Source organism: Microbacterium sp. H83, from assembly GCF_001650405.1.
Lineage (GTDB): Bacteria > Actinomycetota > Actinomycetes > Actinomycetales > Microbacteriaceae > Microbacterium.
This window is the reverse complement of sequence record NZ_LWCU01000007.1, coordinates 58,256-77,578: the sequence shown is the minus strand read 5'-3', so window position 1 is coordinate 77,578 and position 19,323 is coordinate 58,256. Positions and strand designations below refer to the sequence as shown.

The window sequence follows — 19,323 nt, the reverse complement described above, 5'->3', positions numbered from 1 at the left end:
TGGGACTACTGACCGCCGAAGCCGCTGGTCGCGACGCCCTTGACGATCTGCTTCTGGAAGATGATGAAGACGATGATGAGAGGCAGCGCCGCCAGCACGGCCTGCGCCATGACCTGGGCGTACTGCACCCCGTACGCGCTGATCACGGTCTGGAGTCCGACGGGCAGCGTCATCAGGGTGGTGTCGTTGATGACGAGGAACGGCCAGAGGAAGTTGTTCCACGCGGCGATGAACACGAAGATGGCCACGGACGCGAGGATCGGCCGCGAGAGCGGCAGCACGATCGACCAGAAGATGCGGAAGCGTCCGGCGCCGTCGACCCTGGCCGCGTCCTCGAGCTCGATCGGCACGGCGTCGAAGAACCGCTTGAGGATGAACACCATCGCCGGTGCGACCACCTGCGGCAGGATCAGTCCCCAGTACGTGTCGATCAGGTTGAACGCGAGCATCTCGTAGAACAGCGGGATGATCAGGGCCTGCGGCGGCACGACGATCGAGGCGATGATCACCGGGAACAGCCACCGGCGGCCCGTGAAGTCGAGTCGGGAGAGCGCGTAGGCGGCCATCGCCGAGATCGCCAGGGTGATCACGGTGATCGCGACGGACGTGAGGAGGCTGTTGAACGCCCAGATGTAGACGTTTCCCTGCGACAGGATCGCGGTGAACGCCTCGACGGTCGGCCCGCTCGCGCCGATCCAGCCGGGGTCGCCGGACGCGGCATCCGTCTCGGTCTTGAAGGCCGTCGCGACCGCCCAGAGGAACGGGAGCAGCCAGCCGATCGCGAGGAGCAGCAGCACGACGAAGGCGACGATGCGCAGCGGACCGAAGGGCCTCTGCCCCGGGAGGTGCGAGCGGCGCGGTCCGCGCGCCTTCGTCGTGGTGACGGTCTCGGTGAGGGTTGCAGCACCGGCGGCGGCGCCGGTGGTCGTGGTGGCGGTGGACATCACAGCTGCTCCTTCCGGCGGCGCATGATCAGAGCCTGCGCGACGCCGATGATGACGATGAGAGCGAAGAACACGTAGGAGATCGCGGCCGAGTAGCCGAATCGGTAGCTCACGAATCCGGACTCGTAGATGTACTGGACGATAGAGCGGGTGGTGTCGCTCGCGACACCACCGAGCATCTGGTACGCCTGGTCGAACAGCTTCAGCGAGGCGAGGATCTGGAGGATCAGGATCAGCACCGTGGCCGGGCCGAGCTGGGGGAGCGTGATCGACCAGAACTGGCGCCAGGCTCCCGCCCCGTCGAGGGATGCCGCTTCGTACTGCTGCGGGGGGATGTTCTGCATCGCCGCGAGATACAGCAGGAAGTTGAAGCCGACCGTCCACCAGACCGTGGCGATCACGATCGAGAGCATGTTGGTGTCGGGGTTCTGCAGCCAGGCGATGGGCTCGAGCCCGAAGAACTCGAGGATGTTGTTGGCCGCGCCCACCTGCGGGTTGAAGATCCACACCCAGATCTGCGAGATCACCGTCGAGGCGAGGAGGAACGGCATGAAGAACGACAGCCGCCAGAGCCACTGGCCCGGTAGGCCGCGATCGACGAGCGCAGCCATGAGCAGCGCGATGCCGACGAGCGGCACGGTGGAGATGAGCGTGAACCACACCGTGTTGCCCATCGACTGCCACATCTTCGGGTCGGCGAGGGCCTCGGCGTAGTTGGCGAAGCCGACGAACGCGCCGCCCGCGCCGGTGAGGGACTGGTCGGTGAAGCTGAGGATGATGCCGTGGATGATCGGCCAGACCAGGAACAGGGCGAAGGCGATGAGGAACGGCGCGAGGAAGGCCCAGCTGATGAGCTGCTCGCGTCCGCGGGATCCCACCCTGCGGTCGCGTGCGTGCGTGCGGGAGCCGGTGACGATCGTCCGGGTGGAGTCGGTGGCTGAGGTCGTCATGATGCGAACGTCCCCTCGGGATCGGCCGGGTTCGGCTGTCGGAGCAGGGAGTTGACGCGGGCTTCGAAACGGTCGATGGCCGCAGCGGGATCGTCGCCCGAGAGCAGAACACCCTGCACCGCGGCGCCGAACTCGCCCTGGAAGTTCGAGCCGGAGCCGGTGAACCACGCGGTCGGGTCGTAGACGACGTGCTGCGCGGCCTGGGCGTAGTTCGCCTGGGGGATGAGGTCGGCGTACTCGGGGGACTCGGTCACGGGGAGGTAGGCGGGGATGTGACCCGCCTCGGCCCAGCCGAACGACCCCTTGAGCATGTCGGCGACGAAGCGGTAGGTCAGCGCGCGCTTCTCGGGGTCGGCGTTCGTCTGGTGCGGGAGCACGAACGAGTGCGAATCGGCGTACACGGCGGGGGTGCCGTAGAGCGTCGGGATCATCGTCGCGTCGAAGGGCAGCTCCGCCGCCTGCATGGTGCGCAGCTCCCAGACGCCCGTGAACAGCATCCCGCTCTTGCCGGTCGCGAACTCGGCGATCGCGCTGCCGTAGTCGGCCTGGGCGAGGGCGATCTCGCCGTCGAGCAGTGTGCGCATGAGCGTGAGGGACTCGACCGCGGCATCCTTGTCGATCACGGCGGTGCCGCCGGCCGGAAGCTCGATCGGAGCCCCGTGCTGCGAGTAGAACGTGTAGAACAGGCGCCACATCTGCGCGCCGTCGCCGAGGTAGCCGTACGAGAGCGCGTGGCCCTCGGCCTGACCGCCGATCGTGCGCAACTGGTCGACGAACTCCTCGGGCGACGTGGTCTCCTGCAGTCGTCCGTCGCTGTCGAGCACGCCGGCCGCATCGCAGATGTCGGTGTTGAACATCGCGACGAACGGGTGCGCGTCGAGGGCGACGCTGTACATTCTCTCGCCGACGAAGCTCTTCTCCCAGATCGGCTTCGGGAAGGTCGAGGCGTCGACCCCGAGGTCGGCGAGGATGGCGAGGTCCCATGGGTCGAGGAGGCCGCCCGGAGCCCAGCCGACCGTGCGCGTGGCGTGCATGATCGCCACGTCGGGCGCGCGCCCGCCGGCGCCCGCCATCGCGAGCTTCGTGTAGTACGGGGTTCCCCAGGCGAGGACCGTGGGGCGGATGCGGTAGGCGCTCTGTGCGCTGTTGGCGGTATCGAGCAGCTGCGACATCGTGACGCCGTCGCCGCCCGAGAGCAGGTGCCAGAACTGGAGGGTCTTCGTGTTCGCACCGGACACGGTGCCGGGTGCGCAGCCGGCGAGCAGGGCTGCGGCGGCCGTGATCGAGGCGGCGGTCAGGAACTGTCGCCGAGACATGTCGAGCGGGGGCGTCATCGTCACTCCTTCGTGACAGCGGGGGTGGACGCTCTCATCATTACATCGATGTAATCGGCTCGGCAAGCTTTCTCCGCTATCCGAACGGCGGGGAGGTGTCAGCGCCGACGGTCAGGGCGAGCAGGGGCCTCGGGCCACAGGCCTGCGATCGTGACGACCAGAGCGACGACGGCACCGAGCACCCAGCCCAGCCAGAACAGCTCGAGCGGTCGCACGGTGGCCCATATCAGGACGATCGCTCCGATCAGCGTCACCCCGACCAGCGCCGCCCGGATCGCCTCGCCGAGGCTCGGGCTCCTTCTGGACCGGCGGTCTGAGCCCGATCGGGCCAGGCGCTCGGCCGCGATGAGGGCCAGTGTCGCGAGGGAGAGCGCGCTGCCCGCAGCGATCGCCGGCAGGTACGCCGAGAGGACGATCGCCACGCCCGCGATCAGACCGGCGACCGGGGGATACCACCTCGGGTCGGTGCGGAGTGGTCGGGGCGCTTCGCTCGAGAACGTCGATGAAGGAGTTCGGTCCATACCGGAAGTACACGCAAGAGCTGCGCGCGTGTCAACGGTCAGGGGGCGATCCGAATGGCGGGAGAGTTACGGACGGTAGCCGCGCGGGGTGCCGCGAGTGCTGTCGCGTTCGAGCAGGTGGTGCGACAGAGTGAGGCCGCGGGGTGGAGCCGTGCGATCGTCCATCCGCGACTCGAGAAGCGCGAGCGCGGCGTCGGCGAAGGCCCGCCGGTCGAACGCCACCGTGGTGAGCGACGGCGAGGTGAATCGGGCGAAGTCCACGTCGTCGAACCCCGTCACGATCACGTCGTCGGGCACGCGGATGCCGTGGTCGTGGAGGGTGTGCAGCGCGCCCAGGGCGAGCGAGTCGGTGAACGCCACGATCGCGTCGAAGGCGACCCCGCGCCGGAAGAGCGTGTCGACGCCGATCGCGCCGCCGGTCATCGACCACGGCATGGGATTGATCTCGAGCGCAGGGTCTCGCGAGATGCCGGCCGCACGCAGCGCGTCGTGCACGCCTTCGAGGCGCGACCGGCTCGTCGCCGTCGCCACCGAGGGATCGTCGTCGGCGCCGATGACCGCGATGCGCGTCGCCCCCTGGGCGAGCACGTGACGGACGGCGTCGGCCGCCGCCCGGCGGCTGTCGATGCGGACGTGGTCTGCCCTGTTCTGCTCGACCTCTCCCAGCACGACCAGCGGGGGCAGCCTATCCGCGAACTTCAGCACGCTGTCCTCGAGACGGATCGGGTTGAGGATCAGCCCGTCGACGAGGTGCGCGCGAGCGCGGGAGAGGAGCTCCTTCTCGCGCTCGGGCTCGGTCGCCGTCTCCTCGATCTGCACGGCGAGCCCGCGCTCGTGCGCCGCCTCGACGAGTCGATGCATCAGCTCGGCCGAGAACGCCGTCGCGAGGTCGGGGAGCGCGACGGCGATGATTCCCGAACGTCCCTTGCGGAGTCCCCGAGCACTGAGGTTCGGCACGAAATCGAGCTGCGACATCGCCGACTCGACCTTGGCGCGGGTCTCCTCCCGCACCGCGACGGTGCCGGTGACGACGTTCGACACCGTCTTGATCGACACTCCCGCGAGCGCCGCGACGTCCTTCATGGTCGCGCGGGGCGGCGGCGTCGCAGTCATCCGGTCAGCCTATCCGTCCGCTCCTCCTTCATCGATGTAACCGCCGAGGCGCTGGCTATCATGGCGCCATGACGACCGAACGCAACTGGGCAGGCAATCTCACCTACCGCGCCGAGCGCCTCGAGCATCCGACATCCGTCGACGAGATCCGGTCGCTGTTCGCGGCCGGCGGGCCCGTGCGGATGCTCGGATCGCGACACTGCTTCAACGACATCGCCGACACCGACGGCATGCTCGTCGTGCTCGATCGGCTGCCCGAGGTGTTCGAGATCGCCGCCGACCGCGATGCCGTGCGCGTGTCGGGCGGGCTGCGCTACGGCGACATCGCTCCGCGACTCGAAGCCGAGGGCCTCGCCCTCGCGAACCTCGCGTCGCTGCCGCACATCTCGATCGCGGGAGCCGTCGCCACCGGCACCCACGGATCGGGCGATGCGCTCGGCTCGCTCGCGACCGCCGTGCGTGCTCTGACGATCCTCACTCCGTCGGGCGAGCTGCGGGAACTGCGTCGCGGTGACGACGACTTCGAGGGCGCCGTCGTCAGCCTCGGAGCGCTCGGCGCGGTGGTCGACGTCACGCTCGACGTCGAGCCGACCTACGCGGTCGCGCAGCACGTGTTCGAGCATCCGTCGTGGGATGCGATCCTCGCCGACTTCGACGACGTCACGAGCATCGGCACGTCCGTCAGCATCTTCTCGCGGTGGGAGCGCACCGACGTCGCCGACCAGATCTGGGTGAAGCAGCGGCAGCCCGAGGCGCGCGAGAACACCCGCGCCGACCTGTTCTCGCGTCTCGACGGCGAGGCGGCGACCGCGAAGCGGCACCCGATCCTCGGAGCGGATCCCGAGGCGTGCACCGAGCAGCTCGGGGTCCCCGGTCCGTGGTCGGAGCGCCTCGCCCACTTCAAGCTCGAGTTCACCCCGTCGGCCGGAGCGGAGATCCAGAGCGAGTACCTCGTGCCGCGCGCCGACGCGGTCGCCGCGATCCAGGCCGTGCGCACACTCGCGGGTCAGATCGCCCCGCTCCTCTTCGTCAACGAGATCCGCACGGTGGCGGCCGATCAGCTGTGGCTGGGCCCGGCGTACGGGACGGATGCCGTCGGCATCCACTTCACCTGGAAGCCCCACGAGGCCGCCGTGCGCGCGTTCCTCCCGACGCTCGAGGCGGCGCTGCCGCAGACCGCCCGTCCGCACTGGGGCAAGGTCTTCACCCTCGACGGGGCCGAGGTGCGCTCGCGATACGAGCGGTGGGACGACTTCGCCGCCCTCGCGGCCCGGTTCGACCCCGAGCGCCGGCTGGTGAACCCCTACCTGGAGCGACTCGGCGTGTAGGCGGGTCCGTTGCATCGTCGCCGTTGTTCTCGGTAACATTCTCCGAGACTCGGCCGACGGAGGTGCGCATGGCCAACGTCGGCTCCGACAAACCCAGCATCCGTCAGGTCGCGACCATCGCGGGCGTCTCGCACATGACCGTGTCGCGGGTTCTCAACGACCACCCGAACATCAAGCCCGACACGAAGCGGCGCGTGCTCGAGGCCATCGAGGAGCTCGACTACCGGCCCAACCTCGTCGCCAGGGCTCTCGCCACGCAGCGGACCCGTCGCATCGGCGTCATCGTCGAGAGCGCGGTCGCCCACGGACCGACCAGCATCCTGCGCGCCGTCGAGCTGTCGGCCAGGGCCGCCGGATACTCGGTGACGCCGATCGCTCTGCACGAGGGCGACGCGCTGTCGCCGCAGGAGGCGGTCGACAACCTCGTGACGCAGGGGGTCGATGCGCTGTGCGTGATCGCGCCGCGCTCGTCGTCGGTGGCAGCGCTGCGGCGCATCGCGATCACCGTGCCGATGCTCGTGGTCAAGGCCGATGCGGACCCCACATTCCTCACCGTGTCGATCGACCAGCACGCCGGGACGACCCTCGTGGTCGATCACCTCGTGGCTCTCGGCCACCGCGACATCCTCCACCTCTCCGGGCCGCTCGACTGGCTCGATGCGCGTGCGCGCGAGCGCGCCTTCCACTCCCGTGCGAAGTCGTGGGGCATCCGCGAACGGCCGATCGTCGTCGGCGACTGGTCCGCCGACTTCGCCTACGACTTCGCGAAGGGCCTGACGAGGCTCCCCGACTACACCGCGATCTTCGCCGCGAACGACGACATGGCGATCGGACTGATCCATGGCCTGCATGATCGCGGATTCGACGTGCCGACCGATCTGAGCGTGGTCGGATTCGACGACATCCCTCTCGCGCAGCACTTCCTGCCTCCCCTCACGACCGTCCGCCAGGACTTCAGCGCCCTGGGGGTGTCGGTGGTCGAGATGCTGAGAGCCGCGATCGAGGGGCGAGACATCCCGTCCCTCACGAGGATCCCGACCGAGCTCGTCGCGCGGGCATCATCCGCGGCCCCTCGGGAGGTGCGATGACCCTCGACCGTGCCGAGCCGGTCGTCCGGCTCGAGGGCATCACGGTCGACTTCCCCGGTGTGCGTGCGCTCGACGCGGTCGACTTCCGGCTGTTCCCCGGCGAGGTGCACGCCGTGATGGGCGAGAACGCGGCCGGCAAGTCGACGCTCGTGGCGGTGATCACCGGCACTCTCGCGCCCGAGCAGGGTGACGTGGTCGTCGACGGCGAGCCGCGCCGCTTCGCCGGCGTCGCCGACAGCCGTGCGGCCGGCATCGCGACGGTGTTCCAGGAGGCGCAGCTGAGTCCGAACCTGAGCGTGGCCGAGAACGTCATGCTGGGCAGGGAGCGTCGCGGGCGATTCGGCATCGACTGGCGGCGCACGAGAGCGGATGCCGCGGAGGCGCTGGCCCGCCTCGGCCTCGACGAGCTCGACCCCAAGACGCCGCTGTCGCTGCTCACGCCCGCACAGAAGCAGCTCGTGGCGCTGGCGCGTGCGGTGGTCGACGAGCCGCGCGTGCTGATCCTCGACGAGCCCACCTCGAGCCTCGACGCGGCGGAGGTCGCCACCCTGATGCGGGTGATCCGCGGGTTGCGGCAGCGAGGCGTCGCGATCCTGTTCATCTCGCACTTCCTCGAGCAGGCATTCGCGATCAGCGACCGGATGACCGTGCTGCGCGGCGGAGTGCGCGTGAGCGAGTTCGCGACGCGCGACCTCGAACGGGCCGACCTGATCTCGAAGATGCTCGGCAAGGACATCGACAGCCTCCGGGCGCTCGGCTCGGAGCGCAAGGCGCATCACTACGCGTCCGACGGCCAACCCGCGATACAGGCCACGGGCGTCGGGCGGCGCGGCGAACTCGAGCGCACGGACGTCGAGGTGCAGCGCGGGGAGATCGTCGGTCTGGCTGGGCTGCGGGGATCGGGTCGCACCGAGCTCGCCTCGCTGCTGAGCGGGTCGGTGAGGGCCGACAGCGGCGAGCTCTGGGTCGACGGCGATCGCGTGAACCTGCGCAGCCCCTCTGTCGCGCTGCGGCACCGGATCGCGCTGTCGGCGGAGAACCGGGGGACTCAGGGGATCATCGATCAGCTGACGGCGCGCGAGAACATCGTGCTGTCTCTGCAGGCGCTGCGCGGATGGACCCGCCCGCTCTCGCACGCCGAGTCGGCGACACTCGTCGAGACGTACGTCGAGGCGCTGCATCTCGACCCCGCAGACCTCGATCGGCCGGTGGGTCTGCTGTCGGGCGGTACGCAGCAGAAGGTCCTGCTCGCTCGCGCGCTCGCCGTGCGGCCCCACGTGCTGATCCTCGACGAACCCACGCGCGGCATCGACATCTCGGCGAAGGTCGAGGTGCAGCGGCGCATCAGTCAACTGGCCGGCGACGGCGTCGCGGTGGTCTTCATCTCGTCGGAGCTCGAAGAGGTGGTGCGGCTCAGCGACCGCATCGTCGTGCTGAAGGACCGCGAGAAGATCGGCGAGCTCAGCAACGGACCGGGAGTCACGGTCGACACCGTGGTCGAGATGATCGCCGCTGAGCTGGAATCCGTCGACGGACTGTGAGCGGTAACACGATCGTTATCGCGTGACGACCGCGACTTCGAAAGAAGTTCTTGTGTTCGACAAAATGTTCCCGGTAACATCACCGCAGGACCCGACGATGGCGTCCTGCATCACGACAGGACCGCTGGGTCCACGACTGCCGGACTGACCCCCGGCATCTCAAAGAGGAGAGAGAAATGTCCGCGAAGAAGCGCATCCGCATCGCGTTCGGGCTGGCAGCAGTCGGCGCACTCACCATCGGCCTCGCGGCCTGCTCGACCGGCGACGCCGACGCCGGCGGCTCGGATGAGATCACGACCGTCGGCTTCGTCGCCGTCGGCCCCGAGGGCGCGTGGCGCGAGGCCAACGAGCAGAACATCCAGGACACCTTCACGGAGGAGGCCGGATACGACCTGAAGTACGCGCCCGCCACGAACCTCGACCAGAAGTCCCAGATCGACGCCTTCACGTCGTTCGTCGACGAGGGCGTCGACGTCATCCTGCTCTCGGCCACCGAGGCGTCCGGCTGGGAGGACTCGCTCAAGCGCGCGCAGGAGGCGGAGATCCCCGTGATCCTGCTCGACCGTGGCATCGAGCCCGACGACGACAGCCTCTACGTCACCCGCATCGCGCCCGACAACGTCGAGGTCGCCAAGGAGGTCGGCGCCTGGGCTGCGGCGACGTTCCCCGACGGCGGCAACTACGTCGTGCTCGAAGGACCGGCCGGCGTCGGCGTGGTGAACGAGCGCAACACCGGATTCGACGAGGGCCTCGGCGACTCGTCGCTGAACAAGGTCGACGCGCAGACCGCGAACTGGTCGGCGGAGGAGGGCAAGAGCGTCTTCGAAACCATGCTGAAGGCTTCGAACAACGACATCCAGCTCGTGTTCGCGCAGAACGACGAGATGGGTCTCGGCGCCGCACAGGCCGCCGAGGAGGCGGGACTCGTCGTCGGCGAGGACGTCAAGATCGCCACGATCGACGGCACGAAGAACGCCATGCAGGCGCTCGCCGACGGTCAGCTGAGTTACGTGCACGAGTACAACCCGCTGTTCGGGGAGACCGCACTCGAGGTCGTCGAGAAGGCGCTCGCCGGTGAGGACGTCGACTCGTACATCGTCGTCCCCAGCGAGGCGTTCGATTCGGCCGAGGCCGCCCAGGCCGTGCTCGCCGACCGCAAGTACTGACCGAGCACAGAACCCGACGCCGGAGCGATCCGGCACCGAGCCCGGGTGGCGCCCACTGCGCCGCCCGGGTTCCGCGGACGGAGACAGCGATGAACGACACACTGCCCATCGTCGAGATGCGCGGGATCTCGATCGAGTTCCCGGGGGTGAAGGCTCTCGACGGGGTCGACTTCCGGCTGCTCCAGGGCGAGGTCCATGCGCTCATGGGAGAGAACGGCGCAGGGAAGTCGACTCTGATCAAAGCGTTGACCGGCGTCTACCGGATCGACTCCGGGTCCATCGTCGTGGCGGGGCAGGAACGCAGCTTCGCCGGTGCCGGGGACGCTCAGGATGCCGGCATCTCGACGGTCTACCAGGAGGTCAATCTCGCTCCCAACCTGTCGATCGGCGAGAACGTCATGCTCGGTCATGAGGTTCGCGGAGCCTTCGGCATCAACTGGGCAGCCACGCACCGGGCCGCCGGCGACGCCCTCGGCCGCCTCGGTCTGGGTCACCTCGACACCCGCAAGCCGCTGTCGACGCTGTCGATCGCCCTGCAGCAGCTCGTCGCGATCAGCCGGGCGATGGCCATCAAGGCCAAGGTGCTCATCCTCGACGAGCCGACCTCGAGCCTCGACGCCGCCGAGGTCGAGGGCCTGTTCACCGTCATCCGGTCGCTCCGCGATCAGGGTGTCGCGATCCTGTTCGTCTCGCACTTCCTCGACCAGGTCTACGCGATCAGCGACCGCCTCACGGTGCTGCGCAACGGCCGCTACGAGGGCGAGTACCTCACCCGCGACCTCGACCGTCACGGCCTAATCTCGAAGATGATCGGCAAGGACCTCGATGCGCTGAAATCCCTCGGGGGCAACCGTCGCCGCGCGCCGCGCGAGGCCGACGAGAAGCCGCTGCTCGCGGCATCCGGCGTCGCTCGCCGCGGAGCCGTGGAGTCCACCGATCTCGACATCCGCCCCGGCGAGGTCGTCGGCTTCGCGGGCCTGCTCGGATCGGGTCGCACGGAACTCGCTCGGTTGCTCTACGGCGCGGATCGCGCCGACGAGGGCACGATCGAGCTGCACGGCCGGCCGGTCGATCTGAAGTCGCCGGCCGACGCGCTGCCGCGACGCATCGCCTTCTCGACCGAGAACCGGCGCGACGAGGGGATCGTCGGCGACCTCACCGTGCGCGAGAACATCGTGCTCGCGGTGCAGGCCGAGCGCGGCTGGGCGCGTCCGATGAGCCGCAAGGAGCAGGATGCGATCGTCGACCGCTACATCGAGCAGTTCAACGTCCGTCCCGCGGATCCCGACCGCATGATCAAGAACCTGTCCGGCGGCAATCAGCAGAAGGTGCTGCTCGGACGCTGGCTCGCGACGCAGCCCGAGCTGCTGATCCTCGACGAGCCCACCCGGGGGATCGATGTCGGCGCCAAGGCCGAGATCCAGGAGGCGGTGGCCGAGCTCGCCGAAGACGGCGTCGCCGTGGTCTTCATCTCGTCCGAGCTCGAAGAGGTGGTGCGTCTCTCCGAGCGCATCGTCGTGTTGAAGGACCATCGCAAGATCGGTGAGATCCAGAACGGCCCGGACGTGACCGCGCAGGTGATCGTCGACGTGATCGCCGCGCACGGGGTGGATGCCGCGGCCGAGACCCTCGACGACACCGACGGCGCCGTGCCCGATAGCATCACCTCCACGACCGACAAGGAGGCAGCGCGATGACCGCGTCCGCCGACTCCGCCCTGTGGCGGACCCTCATCCACAAGCCGTTCTTCTGGGGCATCGTCGCGATCCTGGCGCTGCTCGCACTGAACGTGATCAAGGACCCGACCTACCTCGCGCTCTCGATCAACCCCAACAACGGCAACCTCGTGGGCAACCTCGTCGACATCCTGCGTCAGGCGGCGCCGATCATGATGATCGCCATCGGCATGTCCCTCGTGATCGCCACGGGCGGCATCGACCTCTCGGTCGGGTCGCTCATGGCCGTCGCCGGAGCCGTCTCGATGGAACTCCTCAGCGCCGCAGGCGACTCCTTCGGCGCGGCGCTCGCCGCCGTCGGTCTGGCGCTCGTGATCACCGGCATCCTCGGCGCCGTCAACGGCATCCTCGTCGCCTACGTCGGTCTGCAGCCCTTCATCGCGACTCTCGTGCTGATGCTCGCCGGGCGCGGCATCGCCAAGGTGATCACCGGGGGTCAGAACACGACCGCCTCCAACGACTCGTTCCGCTGGATCGCGAACGGCTTCGTGGTCGGCATCCCCGTGGTGTTCATCCTCGCCGTGCTGATCGTGATCGCCGTCGGATGGGTGGTGCGGCGCAGCGCGCTCGGCCTCATGATCGAGGCGATCGGCATCAACCCCCGCGCGAGCCGGATGGCGGGCATCAAGCCGAAGGGCCTGCTGCTCACCGCGTACATCATGAGCGGGATCCTGGCCGGCGTCGCCGGCATCATGTCGGTCGGCAGCGTCATGACGGTGGACATCTCACGGACCGGGTACCAGCTCGAGCTCGACGCGATCCTCGCGGTCGTCATCGGCGGCGCCTCGCTGGCCGGCGGCAAGTTCTCGCTCAGCGGCGCGTTCGTGGGGGCGCTGCTCATCGCGACCCTCGACAAGACGGTGCTGTACCTCGGCGTCTCGTCGTCGGCGACGCCGGCGTTCAAGGCCATCGTGATCGTCGTGCTCTGCCTGCTGCAGTCGCAGCGGGTGCGCAGCTGGTTCCGCACCCGACGCAGGACACGGCCCGTCGAACGCCTCGAGACGAAGGAAGAGGTGGCCGCATGAGCGCCATGACCGCGGCCCCCGCGCTGCAGACGAGCGAGACCGTCGCCGACCGGGTGCGAAGGATGATCTCGGCCAACCCCTCGGTGCTCCCGACGATCGCCTCGGTGATCATCTTCGTGGGCATGGTGATCTTCGGCGAGGTGGCCTACGGACGCATCGTGCAGTTCAACACCCTTTCCAACCTGCTCATCAACAACGCGCACCTCATCGTGCTCGCCGTCGCCCTCACCTTCGTGATCCTCACCGGCGGCATCGACCTCTCGGTGGGATCGATCATCGCGGTGTCGTCGGTCGCCGGGGTGATGCTCTCGAACGCGGGGTGGAACGCCATCGCCGTGATCGTCGCGATGATCGGCATCGGCGTCCTCTTCGGCCTCGTCTCGGGCGTTCTGATCAGGTACTTCAACGTGCAGCCGTTCATCGCGACGCTGGCGATGATGTTCCTCGGGCGCGGTCTCGCGTCACTGCTCAGCACGAAGCCCGAGCGTCTCGAAGAAGAGTCGCCGATCCGGTGGATCGGCTCGCAGCTGAAGATCATCGACGGCCCGAAGGTCAACGACCTCGTGATCACCCCGGCCGTGCTCATCGCCGTCATCGTCGTCGTCGCAGCCTTCTTCGTCCTGCACCGCACACGCACCGGTCGCACCGTGTACGCGATCGGCGGATCCGAGAACTCGGCGCTGCTGATGGGGCTGCCCGTGCAGCGCACCAAGGTGCTGGTGTACGTGATCAGCGGAGCGCTCGCCGGACTCGCGGCGGTGCTCTACACCGCTCGGCTCGGCACCGCGCAGAACATCACCGGAATCGGGTGGGAGCTCGACGCGATCGCTGCTGCCGTCATCGGCGGCACCGTGCTGACGGGCGCGTACGGCTACGTGCTCGGCTCGGTCGTGGGCGCGCTCGTCCTCGGACTGATGAATGTTCTGATCACCCGCGACGGCGGCATCCCGCCCGAGATGACGACGATCATCACCGGTGGCATCCTGCTCGTGTTCGTGCTGCTGCAACGGGCCGTGACGAGGAAGCGGGAGTAGCTCCCCGCTTCCGAGCGACGCAGCGGCAGGTCTGCCCGCCCAACGCGCAGGTGAGCGGTCGTCACCCGAGAAGGGGTGGACGCTCCGCCTTCTCGGTACGAGACTGAAGCCAGATGCCCGGGTGGCGTGCCCGGGGCGAGAGCTGAGGGAGCGGACATGACGTACCGAGTCGGATACTTCGTCGGCAGCCTGTCGTCGACATCGATCAATCGCATCCTGGCGACAGCGCTCATCCGGCTGGCGCCGGACGAGCTGGAGTTCTTCGAGATCCCCATCCGGGAGCTGCCGCTCTACAGCCAGGACTACGACGACGCCTACCCGCCCGAGGCCGTGGCCCTGAAGGAGGCCATCGCGTCGGCGGATGCCGTGCTCTTCGTGACCCCGGAGTACAACCGGTCGATCCCCGGAGGGCTGAAGAACGCCATCGACTGGGCGTCCCGGCCGTGGGGGGAGAACTCGTTCGACCACATCCCCGCCGCGGTCATCGGCGCATCCGTCGGGCAGATCGGCACCGCAGTCGCCCAGCAGAGCCTGCGCGGCGTGCTGAGCTTCTGCAACGCCCGGCAGATGACCGCGCCCGAGGCGTACATCCACTTCACCCCCGACCACTACTCCGCCGACGGCACGGTCTCCGACTCCGGGACCCGCGACTTCCTGCGCGGCTACATGGCCGAGTTCCGGGATCACATCGAGCGGGTGCTGACGGTGCTGCCCCGGGAGACCGACAGCTGAGGCGGGATCTCCCGCGCCTCCAGTCCATTCTGGAACACCGATATACGACACGGATGCAGTCTTAATCCCCTCGTATGACGACGTACGGTGGTGCACGACCTTCCGGGGGGAATCGTGCATTCAGGCATCCACATGGACTTCGGCGGCATGAAAGGCATGTCGGCGGCGCTCGGCGGGCTGTCGGTCGGCGGTGACCCGTCAGGGCTCGACCTGTCTCCGATGCGCAGCGACCTGGTCGTCTCGGCCGCGCTGATGTTCGCCGAGGGATGGGGAGACGCTGTCTCGTTTTTCGAGCAGGCGGTGCACGGACTGTCGATCGGAGTCGACGACACCACGAGTGCTTCCTCGCGACCGAGGAAGCACTCGTCGCCGCTCTCGCCACTTTCGTCGACGCTCTGGACGAGTGATGCCGGCGAACTGGACCGAGTTCGATCCGGGCTCAGGCGACCTCGCCTCGTGCGACGCTGCCCGGCTCTGGGCGGAGCAACAGTACTCCGATCTGTCTGATGCGCAGTCGGCGGTGACCACGATCCTGCGCGATCTCGACGCGACGTGGACCGGCGAGAGCGCCGATGCTTTTCGCGGTCGAGCGGCGAGGCTCCGCCGCGACCTCGAGGGCTCGAGCGAGGCGATGGATGCCGCGCGCAAGGCCATGATCGAGTACGGCGATGCTGTCGCCGAGATCGCGAGGAGTGCTGAGCCTCTGAAGGAGGACCTCGCCGCCGCCGCCCTGATCCTCGACGGAGTGCGTAACGGTGTGCTGTTCGACAACGATGCGGAAGGCCTCGAGCATCGGTTCCAGGCCGAGCAACGGGCCATGGCCGATTCGAAAGCGGCCGCGGAGGGGCTGGCAGAGCTTGCTCAGCGACGGCGGGTCGCGGATGCCGCGTTGGCGAGCAGCCTCGCACGGCTCTCGTCCTCGGCGTGGGGTGGCATCGGCTGCACCGCAGAACCGACCGTAAGTGCGTCTCGAGACCGCGCAAATGCTCGGGTCATGGACCTCTTCGAGTGGTTTCGTACCGGCGACGGACCTCGAGGGCTGGTGCTCGGGCCGGATGATCCGTTCGTGGCCATGTTGATGAAAAGCGAGCACATTGAGGCTGTGCGGGATCGAGTGCTGTCCGATCTGCGCGAAGCCCGTCTTCGTGAGGGCGATGCCGGGGTCGAGTATGACCGAATCATCAGCAACGATGGCTTCGTACTGATCAAGGACCTCCTTTACGCGAGCGCGAGCGTCATGACTGGTGAGATTCCGGGCGCCCTGCTTTCCTGGCAGAACCTGCCCCAATCGTTCCTGGGTTCGTACGATCTCACGGTGTACGCGGGCACTCCACAGACTGATGGAGGGGTGTCGACCACGTACGTCATCAACAACGACACCACCAGCGACTCCGCTACGAGGATCCCTGGGACAGGCGGAGCACACATGCCTATCGTGTACGAAGCAATGCTGGAGGCAGAGACGAGCGACGGCGCCTGGGCCGCGCAACATCAGACGATCGTCTGGACGGAGGTCGTGTACCCATGATGCTGCGTGAGAGCACCAACCCCGGTGCGCGGGGGGTCAGTCGGTGGCGCGCCCGCTTCGCTGCTTTCGCAGTCGGTACGTCCGTCATCGCGGTCCTGGCGGCCTGTGCACCCCACGTCACCTCACCGGTCGGCGTCTGGGAGGCGACGGGAGGAGACAGCGGCACTGTCGTGCTGTACGCAGACGGCAGGTTCCGGGCGTTCGACGTTTCCTACAACCTCCTCGCCGACTATCGCTCGGGTGGTGATCTCTTCCTTGCCACTGGTCAATGGTGGATCGACGATGGTCCGGAGATTCGCTTGCGATTCAGCCGCGCGGAATACGGTGGTCGTCGCGTCGACCCAGTCACGATGGCCGTCCCCTTCCCGATCGGGACCCTGCGCTTCGGCGACGTAGAGGGCATAACAAGCATCGAATTCAAGAAGCTCGATCCCGATGAGTGACGAGCAACGCTTGCGTGCACCATCCGATCTGATCTCACGTCCTCCGTCTTCGACCGCGAACCCCTGATCGCTGACGCAGCTCACACGGTCGGGATCCACACCCTCATCGTCGAAGGACCGCGACGAGCCCAGTCGTGATACGCCACGAGCGGGGTGTCCACCACATCGCCGGAGGAGCGCCGGCGCACCGGCAGCACCACCTGACCGTCGCGCTCGACCGGGTCGCCGGCGACGACGGCCTCGCCCACATCGGAGCCGAGATCGACGGACTCGAGTGCCAGCACCTCCGGTCCGCGCTCGATCACGACACTGCCGCGGACGGCATCCACCATCGGATGCGGTGCGACGGCCCGCGCGGTCATCGGCAGACTCAACTCGACGACATCGCCGGCGCGGAATGCCCGAGCCACGGCGACGGAACCGGCAGCAGTCGGCTCCTCGGTGACCGCGTCGCCCGAGCGCACCCGCACGACCGCGCCCTCCGCCCACGACGGCACGCGCAGCGACAGCGTGAACGCCGCATCCTCGGCGATCTCGATCCGCACGTCGCCATCGACGGGGTACCCCGTCGTCACCTCGAACGCGACGACCCTCCCGTCAGGCAGAGCGGTCCGCACGGATGCCGGGGCGTACTGGTGCAGCTGCACACCGCCGTCGTCGGCCGTCGCGACATAGGCGGCGAGGCTCGCGAACGTGCGGGCCACGTTCGGCGGGCAGCACGACACCTCGAACCACGGCGCCCGCAGCGACGACGAGGCGCGCGGCGACGTGGCATCCGGATCCGCCGGCGTCCCCGGCGTGCGCTGATGCAGCGTGTTCGCGTAGAAGAACGAGCGACCGTCGGCGCCGGGCGACGTCGCGACCACGTTGAACAGCGTCCGCTCGATCAGGTCGGCGTAGTGCGCGTCACCGGTCGCGAGCAGCAGCCGCCACGAGAACATGATCGATCCGATGCCGGCGCAGGTCTCGGAATAGGCGCGGTCCGGCGGCAGCTCCCAATCGTCGCCGAAAGCCTCGTCCTGGTGGTGCGAGCCCTGACCGCCCGTGACGTAGGTGCGACGCTCGACCGTGCGATCCCACTGCGCCCGCAGCGCGTCGAGCAGCGCCGAGTCCGACAGCTCGGTCGCGACGTCGACCGCCGCCGACGACAGGTAGTTCGCACGCACGGCGTGACCGCGGAGAGCCTCGGCGTCGCGCACGGCGACGTCGTCCTGGAAGTACTCCCGCCCCCACTCGATCTCCCCGAGCGAGCCGGCGCCGTGGCGTTCGACGAACAGCGCAGCCTGATCGATGTACCGCTGCTCGCCGAGCGCGCGTCCGAGCTCCGCGAGTCCGGCCTCGACCTCGGCGTGCCCGCAGACGGCGTCCCGCCCGTCGGGACCGAACTCCGCGCACACCAGATCGGCGGCCAGGCGGGCGATGCCGAGCAGCCCGTCGTCGGCATCCGGCCTCGTCCGCACCCGAGCGACCGCCGCCTGGAACAGGTGCCCGAGGCAGTAGAGCTCGTGCCCCCACTGCAGCTGCGACCACCGCTCGCCCTGGCCGGGGCGCCCGAACATCGTGTTCACGTACCCGTCGGGCTCCTGGGCCGCCGCGACCCGCGCGACGACCGCACGGAACCGCTGCTCGAGGTCGTCGTCGGCCGCGGCATCCGTCCGGCCGATCTCCCACGCGAGGGCCTCGAGGTACTTGTAGACCTCCGAGTCCGAGAACTCGCGCCCACGTCGCCCGGCGGGCAGCGTACCCGCCGCGGCGCGGTCGAAGTTCGGCAGCCAGCCCTCCGACTCGAGGCGCGACTCGATGTGAGAGAGCGTCGCCGAGCCGTTCACGGCCTGGCGCTCGCCCCAGAAGCCGCCGGTGATGCGCACCTCGCCGAGGCCGAGCGGACGCAGACGGCCGCGCGTGGGGACCACCGGGGCGGCCGGTGCAGTGGTGTCGTACATGGTCATCCCTTGAAGGCGCCGGACATGAAGCCGCGCACGTAGTGTCGTTGGAGGATCAGGAAGAGCAGGATGCAGGGGAGCGCCAGGACGACCACCCCGGCCTCGGTCGCGCCGTAGTCGACGACGCCCTGCACCTGTCCGCGGAGGCTGGCCACCGCGAGCGGCAGCGTCATGCGGTTGGTGTCGTTGATGAGGATGAGCGGTGCCATGAAGTCGTTCCACGCGGTGAGGAACGCGAACAGTCCGACGGTGACGAGGCCCGGCTTGACCGCCGGGAGCAGCACGCGCCAGAGCGCGCCCCAGCTGGAGCATCCGTCGACCATCGCCGCCTCGTCCATCTCCTTCGGGATCGACTCGAACGAGATGCGCATCATGAACATCGAGAACGGCAGCTGGAACATGGTGATCACGAGCGCGACGCCGACGAGCGAGTTCTGCAGGCCGACGGCGTTGAGGATCACGTACAGCGGGATCAGCAGCGTCGCATAGGGGACCATGAGGATCGCGAGCGTCAGCAGGAACAGGGCGTTCTTGCCCGGGAACGAGAACCGCGCGAACGCGTAGCCGCCCAGCAGCGAGATGAACAGCGTGAGGGCGACGGTCAGCACCGAGACGAACAGCGAGTTGCCGAGATAGACCCAGATGCCGGCCTGGTACTCGCCGAGGGCGGCGTAGTTGCCGAAGCCCCATCCATCGGTCTGGCTGGTGCCGGCCATCGGGCTGACCGACGAGACACCCGTCCAGATGAGCGGGTAGAGGAAGATCACGGCGAGGGCGGTCGTGAACACCCAGTACGGGATGCCGAAGACGACGCGCGCGGCCTTCGACCGGTAACGGGGGATCGTGGGCTGCGAGTTCGGCGCGACGATCGTGCGGGTCAGAGTCTCGGTCATGAGG

17 protein-coding genes are annotated in these 19,323 nt (G+C 68.4%); 10 read left to right on the top strand and 7 right to left on the bottom strand.

The window, feature by feature from the left end; all coding sequences use genetic code 11:
* Positions 1–5 precede the first annotated feature (5 nt).
* The 5 genes from A4X16_RS04255 to A4X16_RS04235 form a co-directional block, all read right to left on the bottom strand.
* Entirely contained in the window at positions 6–944 is a 939-nt protein-coding gene (locus tag A4X16_RS04255; RefSeq protein WP_067116857.1) for a carbohydrate ABC transporter permease, read from the bottom strand.
* Positions 944–1,894, bottom strand: a complete 951-nt coding sequence (locus tag A4X16_RS04250; protein WP_067116854.1) for a carbohydrate ABC transporter permease — start codon at positions 1,892–1,894, stop codon at positions 944–946. The genes A4X16_RS04255 and A4X16_RS04250 overlap by 1 nt, the downstream gene beginning before the upstream one ends.
* On the bottom strand, positions 1,891–3,228 hold the full coding sequence (locus tag A4X16_RS04245; protein WP_067116852.1) for an extracellular solute-binding protein: 1,338 nt from the start codon (positions 3,226–3,228) through the stop codon (positions 1,891–1,893). Before A4X16_RS04245 ends, A4X16_RS04250 begins: the two co-directional genes overlap by 4 nt.
* A 98-nt stretch (positions 3,229–3,326) precedes the next feature.
* Positions 3,327–3,650, bottom strand: coding sequence for a hypothetical protein (locus A4X16_RS04240; RefSeq protein WP_067116850.1), 324 nt, complete (start codon positions 3,648–3,650; stop codon positions 3,327–3,329).
* Positions 3,651–3,815: 165 nt separating this feature from the next.
* A complete protein-coding gene (locus tag A4X16_RS04235; protein ID WP_067116848.1) occupies positions 3,816–4,862 on the bottom strand; it encodes a LacI family DNA-binding transcriptional regulator in 1,047 nt (348 codons plus the stop codon).
* A gap of 68 nt (positions 4,863–4,930) precedes the next feature.
* On the opposite strand from A4X16_RS04235, the gene A4X16_RS04230 reads away from it, so the two are divergent.
* The 10 genes from A4X16_RS04230 to A4X16_RS04185 all read left to right on the top strand — a co-directional run bounded on the left by A4X16_RS04230 (position 4,931) and on the right by A4X16_RS04185 (position 16,483).
* Complete coding sequence (locus tag A4X16_RS04230) at positions 4,931–6,190, top strand: D-arabinono-1,4-lactone oxidase (protein ID WP_067116845.1); 1,260 nt, start codon at positions 4,931–4,933, stop codon at positions 6,188–6,190.
* A 68-nt stretch (positions 6,191–6,258) separates the two neighbouring features.
* Positions 6,259–7,278, top strand: a complete 1,020-nt coding sequence (locus A4X16_RS04225; protein ID WP_067116842.1) for a LacI family DNA-binding transcriptional regulator — start codon at positions 6,259–6,261, stop codon at positions 7,276–7,278.
* The gene (locus A4X16_RS04220; protein WP_067116839.1) at positions 7,275–8,819 is read left to right on the top strand and encodes a sugar ABC transporter ATP-binding protein; all 1,545 of its coding nucleotides are present in this window, start codon (positions 7,275–7,277) and stop codon (positions 8,817–8,819) included. The genes A4X16_RS04225 and A4X16_RS04220 overlap by 4 nt, the downstream gene beginning before the upstream one ends.
* A gap of 176 nt (positions 8,820–8,995) precedes the next feature.
* Positions 8,996–9,985 carry a substrate-binding domain-containing protein gene (locus A4X16_RS04215; RefSeq protein ID WP_067116836.1) on the top strand — a complete coding sequence of 330 codons (990 nt, stop codon included), beginning with the start codon at positions 8,996–8,998 and terminating at the stop codon, positions 9,983–9,985.
* Positions 9,986–10,074: 89 nt separating this feature from the next.
* Positions 10,075–11,682, top strand: a complete 1,608-nt coding sequence (locus A4X16_RS04210; protein ID WP_067116833.1) for a sugar ABC transporter ATP-binding protein — start codon at positions 10,075–10,077, stop codon at positions 11,680–11,682.
* On the top strand, positions 11,679–12,746 hold the full coding sequence (locus A4X16_RS04205) for an ABC transporter permease (RefSeq protein WP_067116830.1): 1,068 nt from the start codon (positions 11,679–11,681) through the stop codon (positions 12,744–12,746). Before A4X16_RS04210 ends, A4X16_RS04205 begins: the two co-directional genes overlap by 4 nt.
* Positions 12,743–13,780 carry an ABC transporter permease gene (locus A4X16_RS04200; RefSeq protein WP_067116827.1) on the top strand — a complete coding sequence of 346 codons (1,038 nt, stop codon included), beginning with the start codon at positions 12,743–12,745 and terminating at the stop codon, positions 13,778–13,780. The genes A4X16_RS04205 and A4X16_RS04200 overlap by 4 nt, the downstream gene beginning before the upstream one ends.
* A gap of 156 nt (positions 13,781–13,936) precedes the next feature.
* Complete coding sequence (locus tag A4X16_RS04195) at positions 13,937–14,512, top strand: NADPH-dependent FMN reductase (protein WP_067116823.1); 576 nt, start codon at positions 13,937–13,939, stop codon at positions 14,510–14,512.
* 406 nt (positions 14,513–14,918) lie between these two features.
* Entirely contained in the window at positions 14,919–16,040 is a 1,122-nt protein-coding gene (locus tag A4X16_RS04190; protein WP_067116820.1) for a WXG100 family type VII secretion target, read from the top strand.
* Positions 16,037–16,483 carry a hypothetical protein gene (locus A4X16_RS04185; RefSeq protein ID WP_067116817.1) on the top strand — a complete coding sequence of 149 codons (447 nt, stop codon included), beginning with the start codon at positions 16,037–16,039 and terminating at the stop codon, positions 16,481–16,483. Before A4X16_RS04190 ends, A4X16_RS04185 begins: the two co-directional genes overlap by 4 nt.
* A gap of 80 nt (positions 16,484–16,563) precedes the next feature.
* On the opposite strand, the gene A4X16_RS04180 is transcribed toward A4X16_RS04185, so the two are convergent.
* The gene (locus tag A4X16_RS04180) at positions 16,564–18,432 is read right to left on the bottom strand and encodes a beta-L-arabinofuranosidase domain-containing protein (protein WP_157559942.1); all 1,869 of its coding nucleotides are present in this window, start codon (positions 18,430–18,432) and stop codon (positions 16,564–16,566) included.
* On the bottom strand, positions 18,429–19,319 hold the full coding sequence (locus tag A4X16_RS04175; protein WP_082914260.1) for a carbohydrate ABC transporter permease: 891 nt from the start codon (positions 19,317–19,319) through the stop codon (positions 18,429–18,431). The genes A4X16_RS04180 and A4X16_RS04175 overlap by 4 nt, the downstream gene beginning before the upstream one ends.
* Positions 19,320–19,323: the final 4 nt, after the last annotated feature.

Excerpts from the sequence above, each read along its gene's own strand:
- A4X16_RS04230 (WP_067116845.1), top strand. The coding sequence starts at position 4,931 with ATGACGACCGAACGCAACTGGGCAGGCAATCTCACCTACCGCGCCGAG.
- A4X16_RS04245 (WP_067116852.1), bottom strand. The coding sequence starts at position 3,228 with ATGACGCCCCCGCTCGACATGTCTCGGCGACAGTTCCTGACCGCCGCC.
- A4X16_RS04235 (WP_067116848.1), bottom strand. The coding sequence starts at position 4,862 with ATGACTGCGACGCCGCCGCCCCGCGCGACCATGAAGGACGTCGCGGCG.
- A4X16_RS04255 (WP_067116857.1), bottom strand. The coding sequence starts at position 944 with ATGTCCACCGCCACCACGACCACCGGCGCCGCCGCCGGTGCTGCAACC.
- A4X16_RS04210 (WP_067116833.1), top strand. The coding sequence starts at position 10,075 with ATGAACGACACACTGCCCATCGTCGAGATGCGCGGGATCTCGATCGAG.
- A4X16_RS04200 (WP_067116827.1), top strand. The coding sequence starts at position 12,743 with ATGAGCGCCATGACCGCGGCCCCCGCGCTGCAGACGAGCGAGACCGTC.
- A4X16_RS04205 (WP_067116830.1), top strand. The coding sequence starts at position 11,679 with ATGACCGCGTCCGCCGACTCCGCCCTGTGGCGGACCCTCATCCACAAG.
- A4X16_RS04195 (WP_067116823.1), top strand. The coding sequence starts at position 13,937 with ATGACGTACCGAGTCGGATACTTCGTCGGCAGCCTGTCGTCGACATCG.
- A4X16_RS04215 (WP_067116836.1), top strand. The coding sequence starts at position 8,996 with ATGTCCGCGAAGAAGCGCATCCGCATCGCGTTCGGGCTGGCAGCAGTC.
- A4X16_RS04180 (WP_157559942.1), bottom strand. The coding sequence starts at position 18,432 with ATGACCATGTACGACACCACTGCACCGGCCGCCCCGGTGGTCCCCACG.
- A4X16_RS04175 (WP_082914260.1), bottom strand. The coding sequence starts at position 19,319 with ATGACCGAGACTCTGACCCGCACGATCGTCGCGCCGAACTCGCAGCCC.
- A4X16_RS04220 (WP_067116839.1), top strand. The coding sequence starts at position 7,275 with ATGACCCTCGACCGTGCCGAGCCGGTCGTCCGGCTCGAGGGCATCACG.
- A4X16_RS04250 (WP_067116854.1), bottom strand. The coding sequence starts at position 1,894 with ATGACGACCTCAGCCACCGACTCCACCCGGACGATCGTCACCGGCTCC.
- A4X16_RS04225 (WP_067116842.1), top strand. The coding sequence starts at position 6,259 with ATGGCCAACGTCGGCTCCGACAAACCCAGCATCCGTCAGGTCGCGACC.
- A4X16_RS04190 (WP_067116820.1), top strand. The coding sequence starts at position 14,919 with ATGCCGGCGAACTGGACCGAGTTCGATCCGGGCTCAGGCGACCTCGCC.
- A4X16_RS04185 (WP_067116817.1), top strand. The coding sequence starts at position 16,037 with ATGATGCTGCGTGAGAGCACCAACCCCGGTGCGCGGGGGGTCAGTCGG.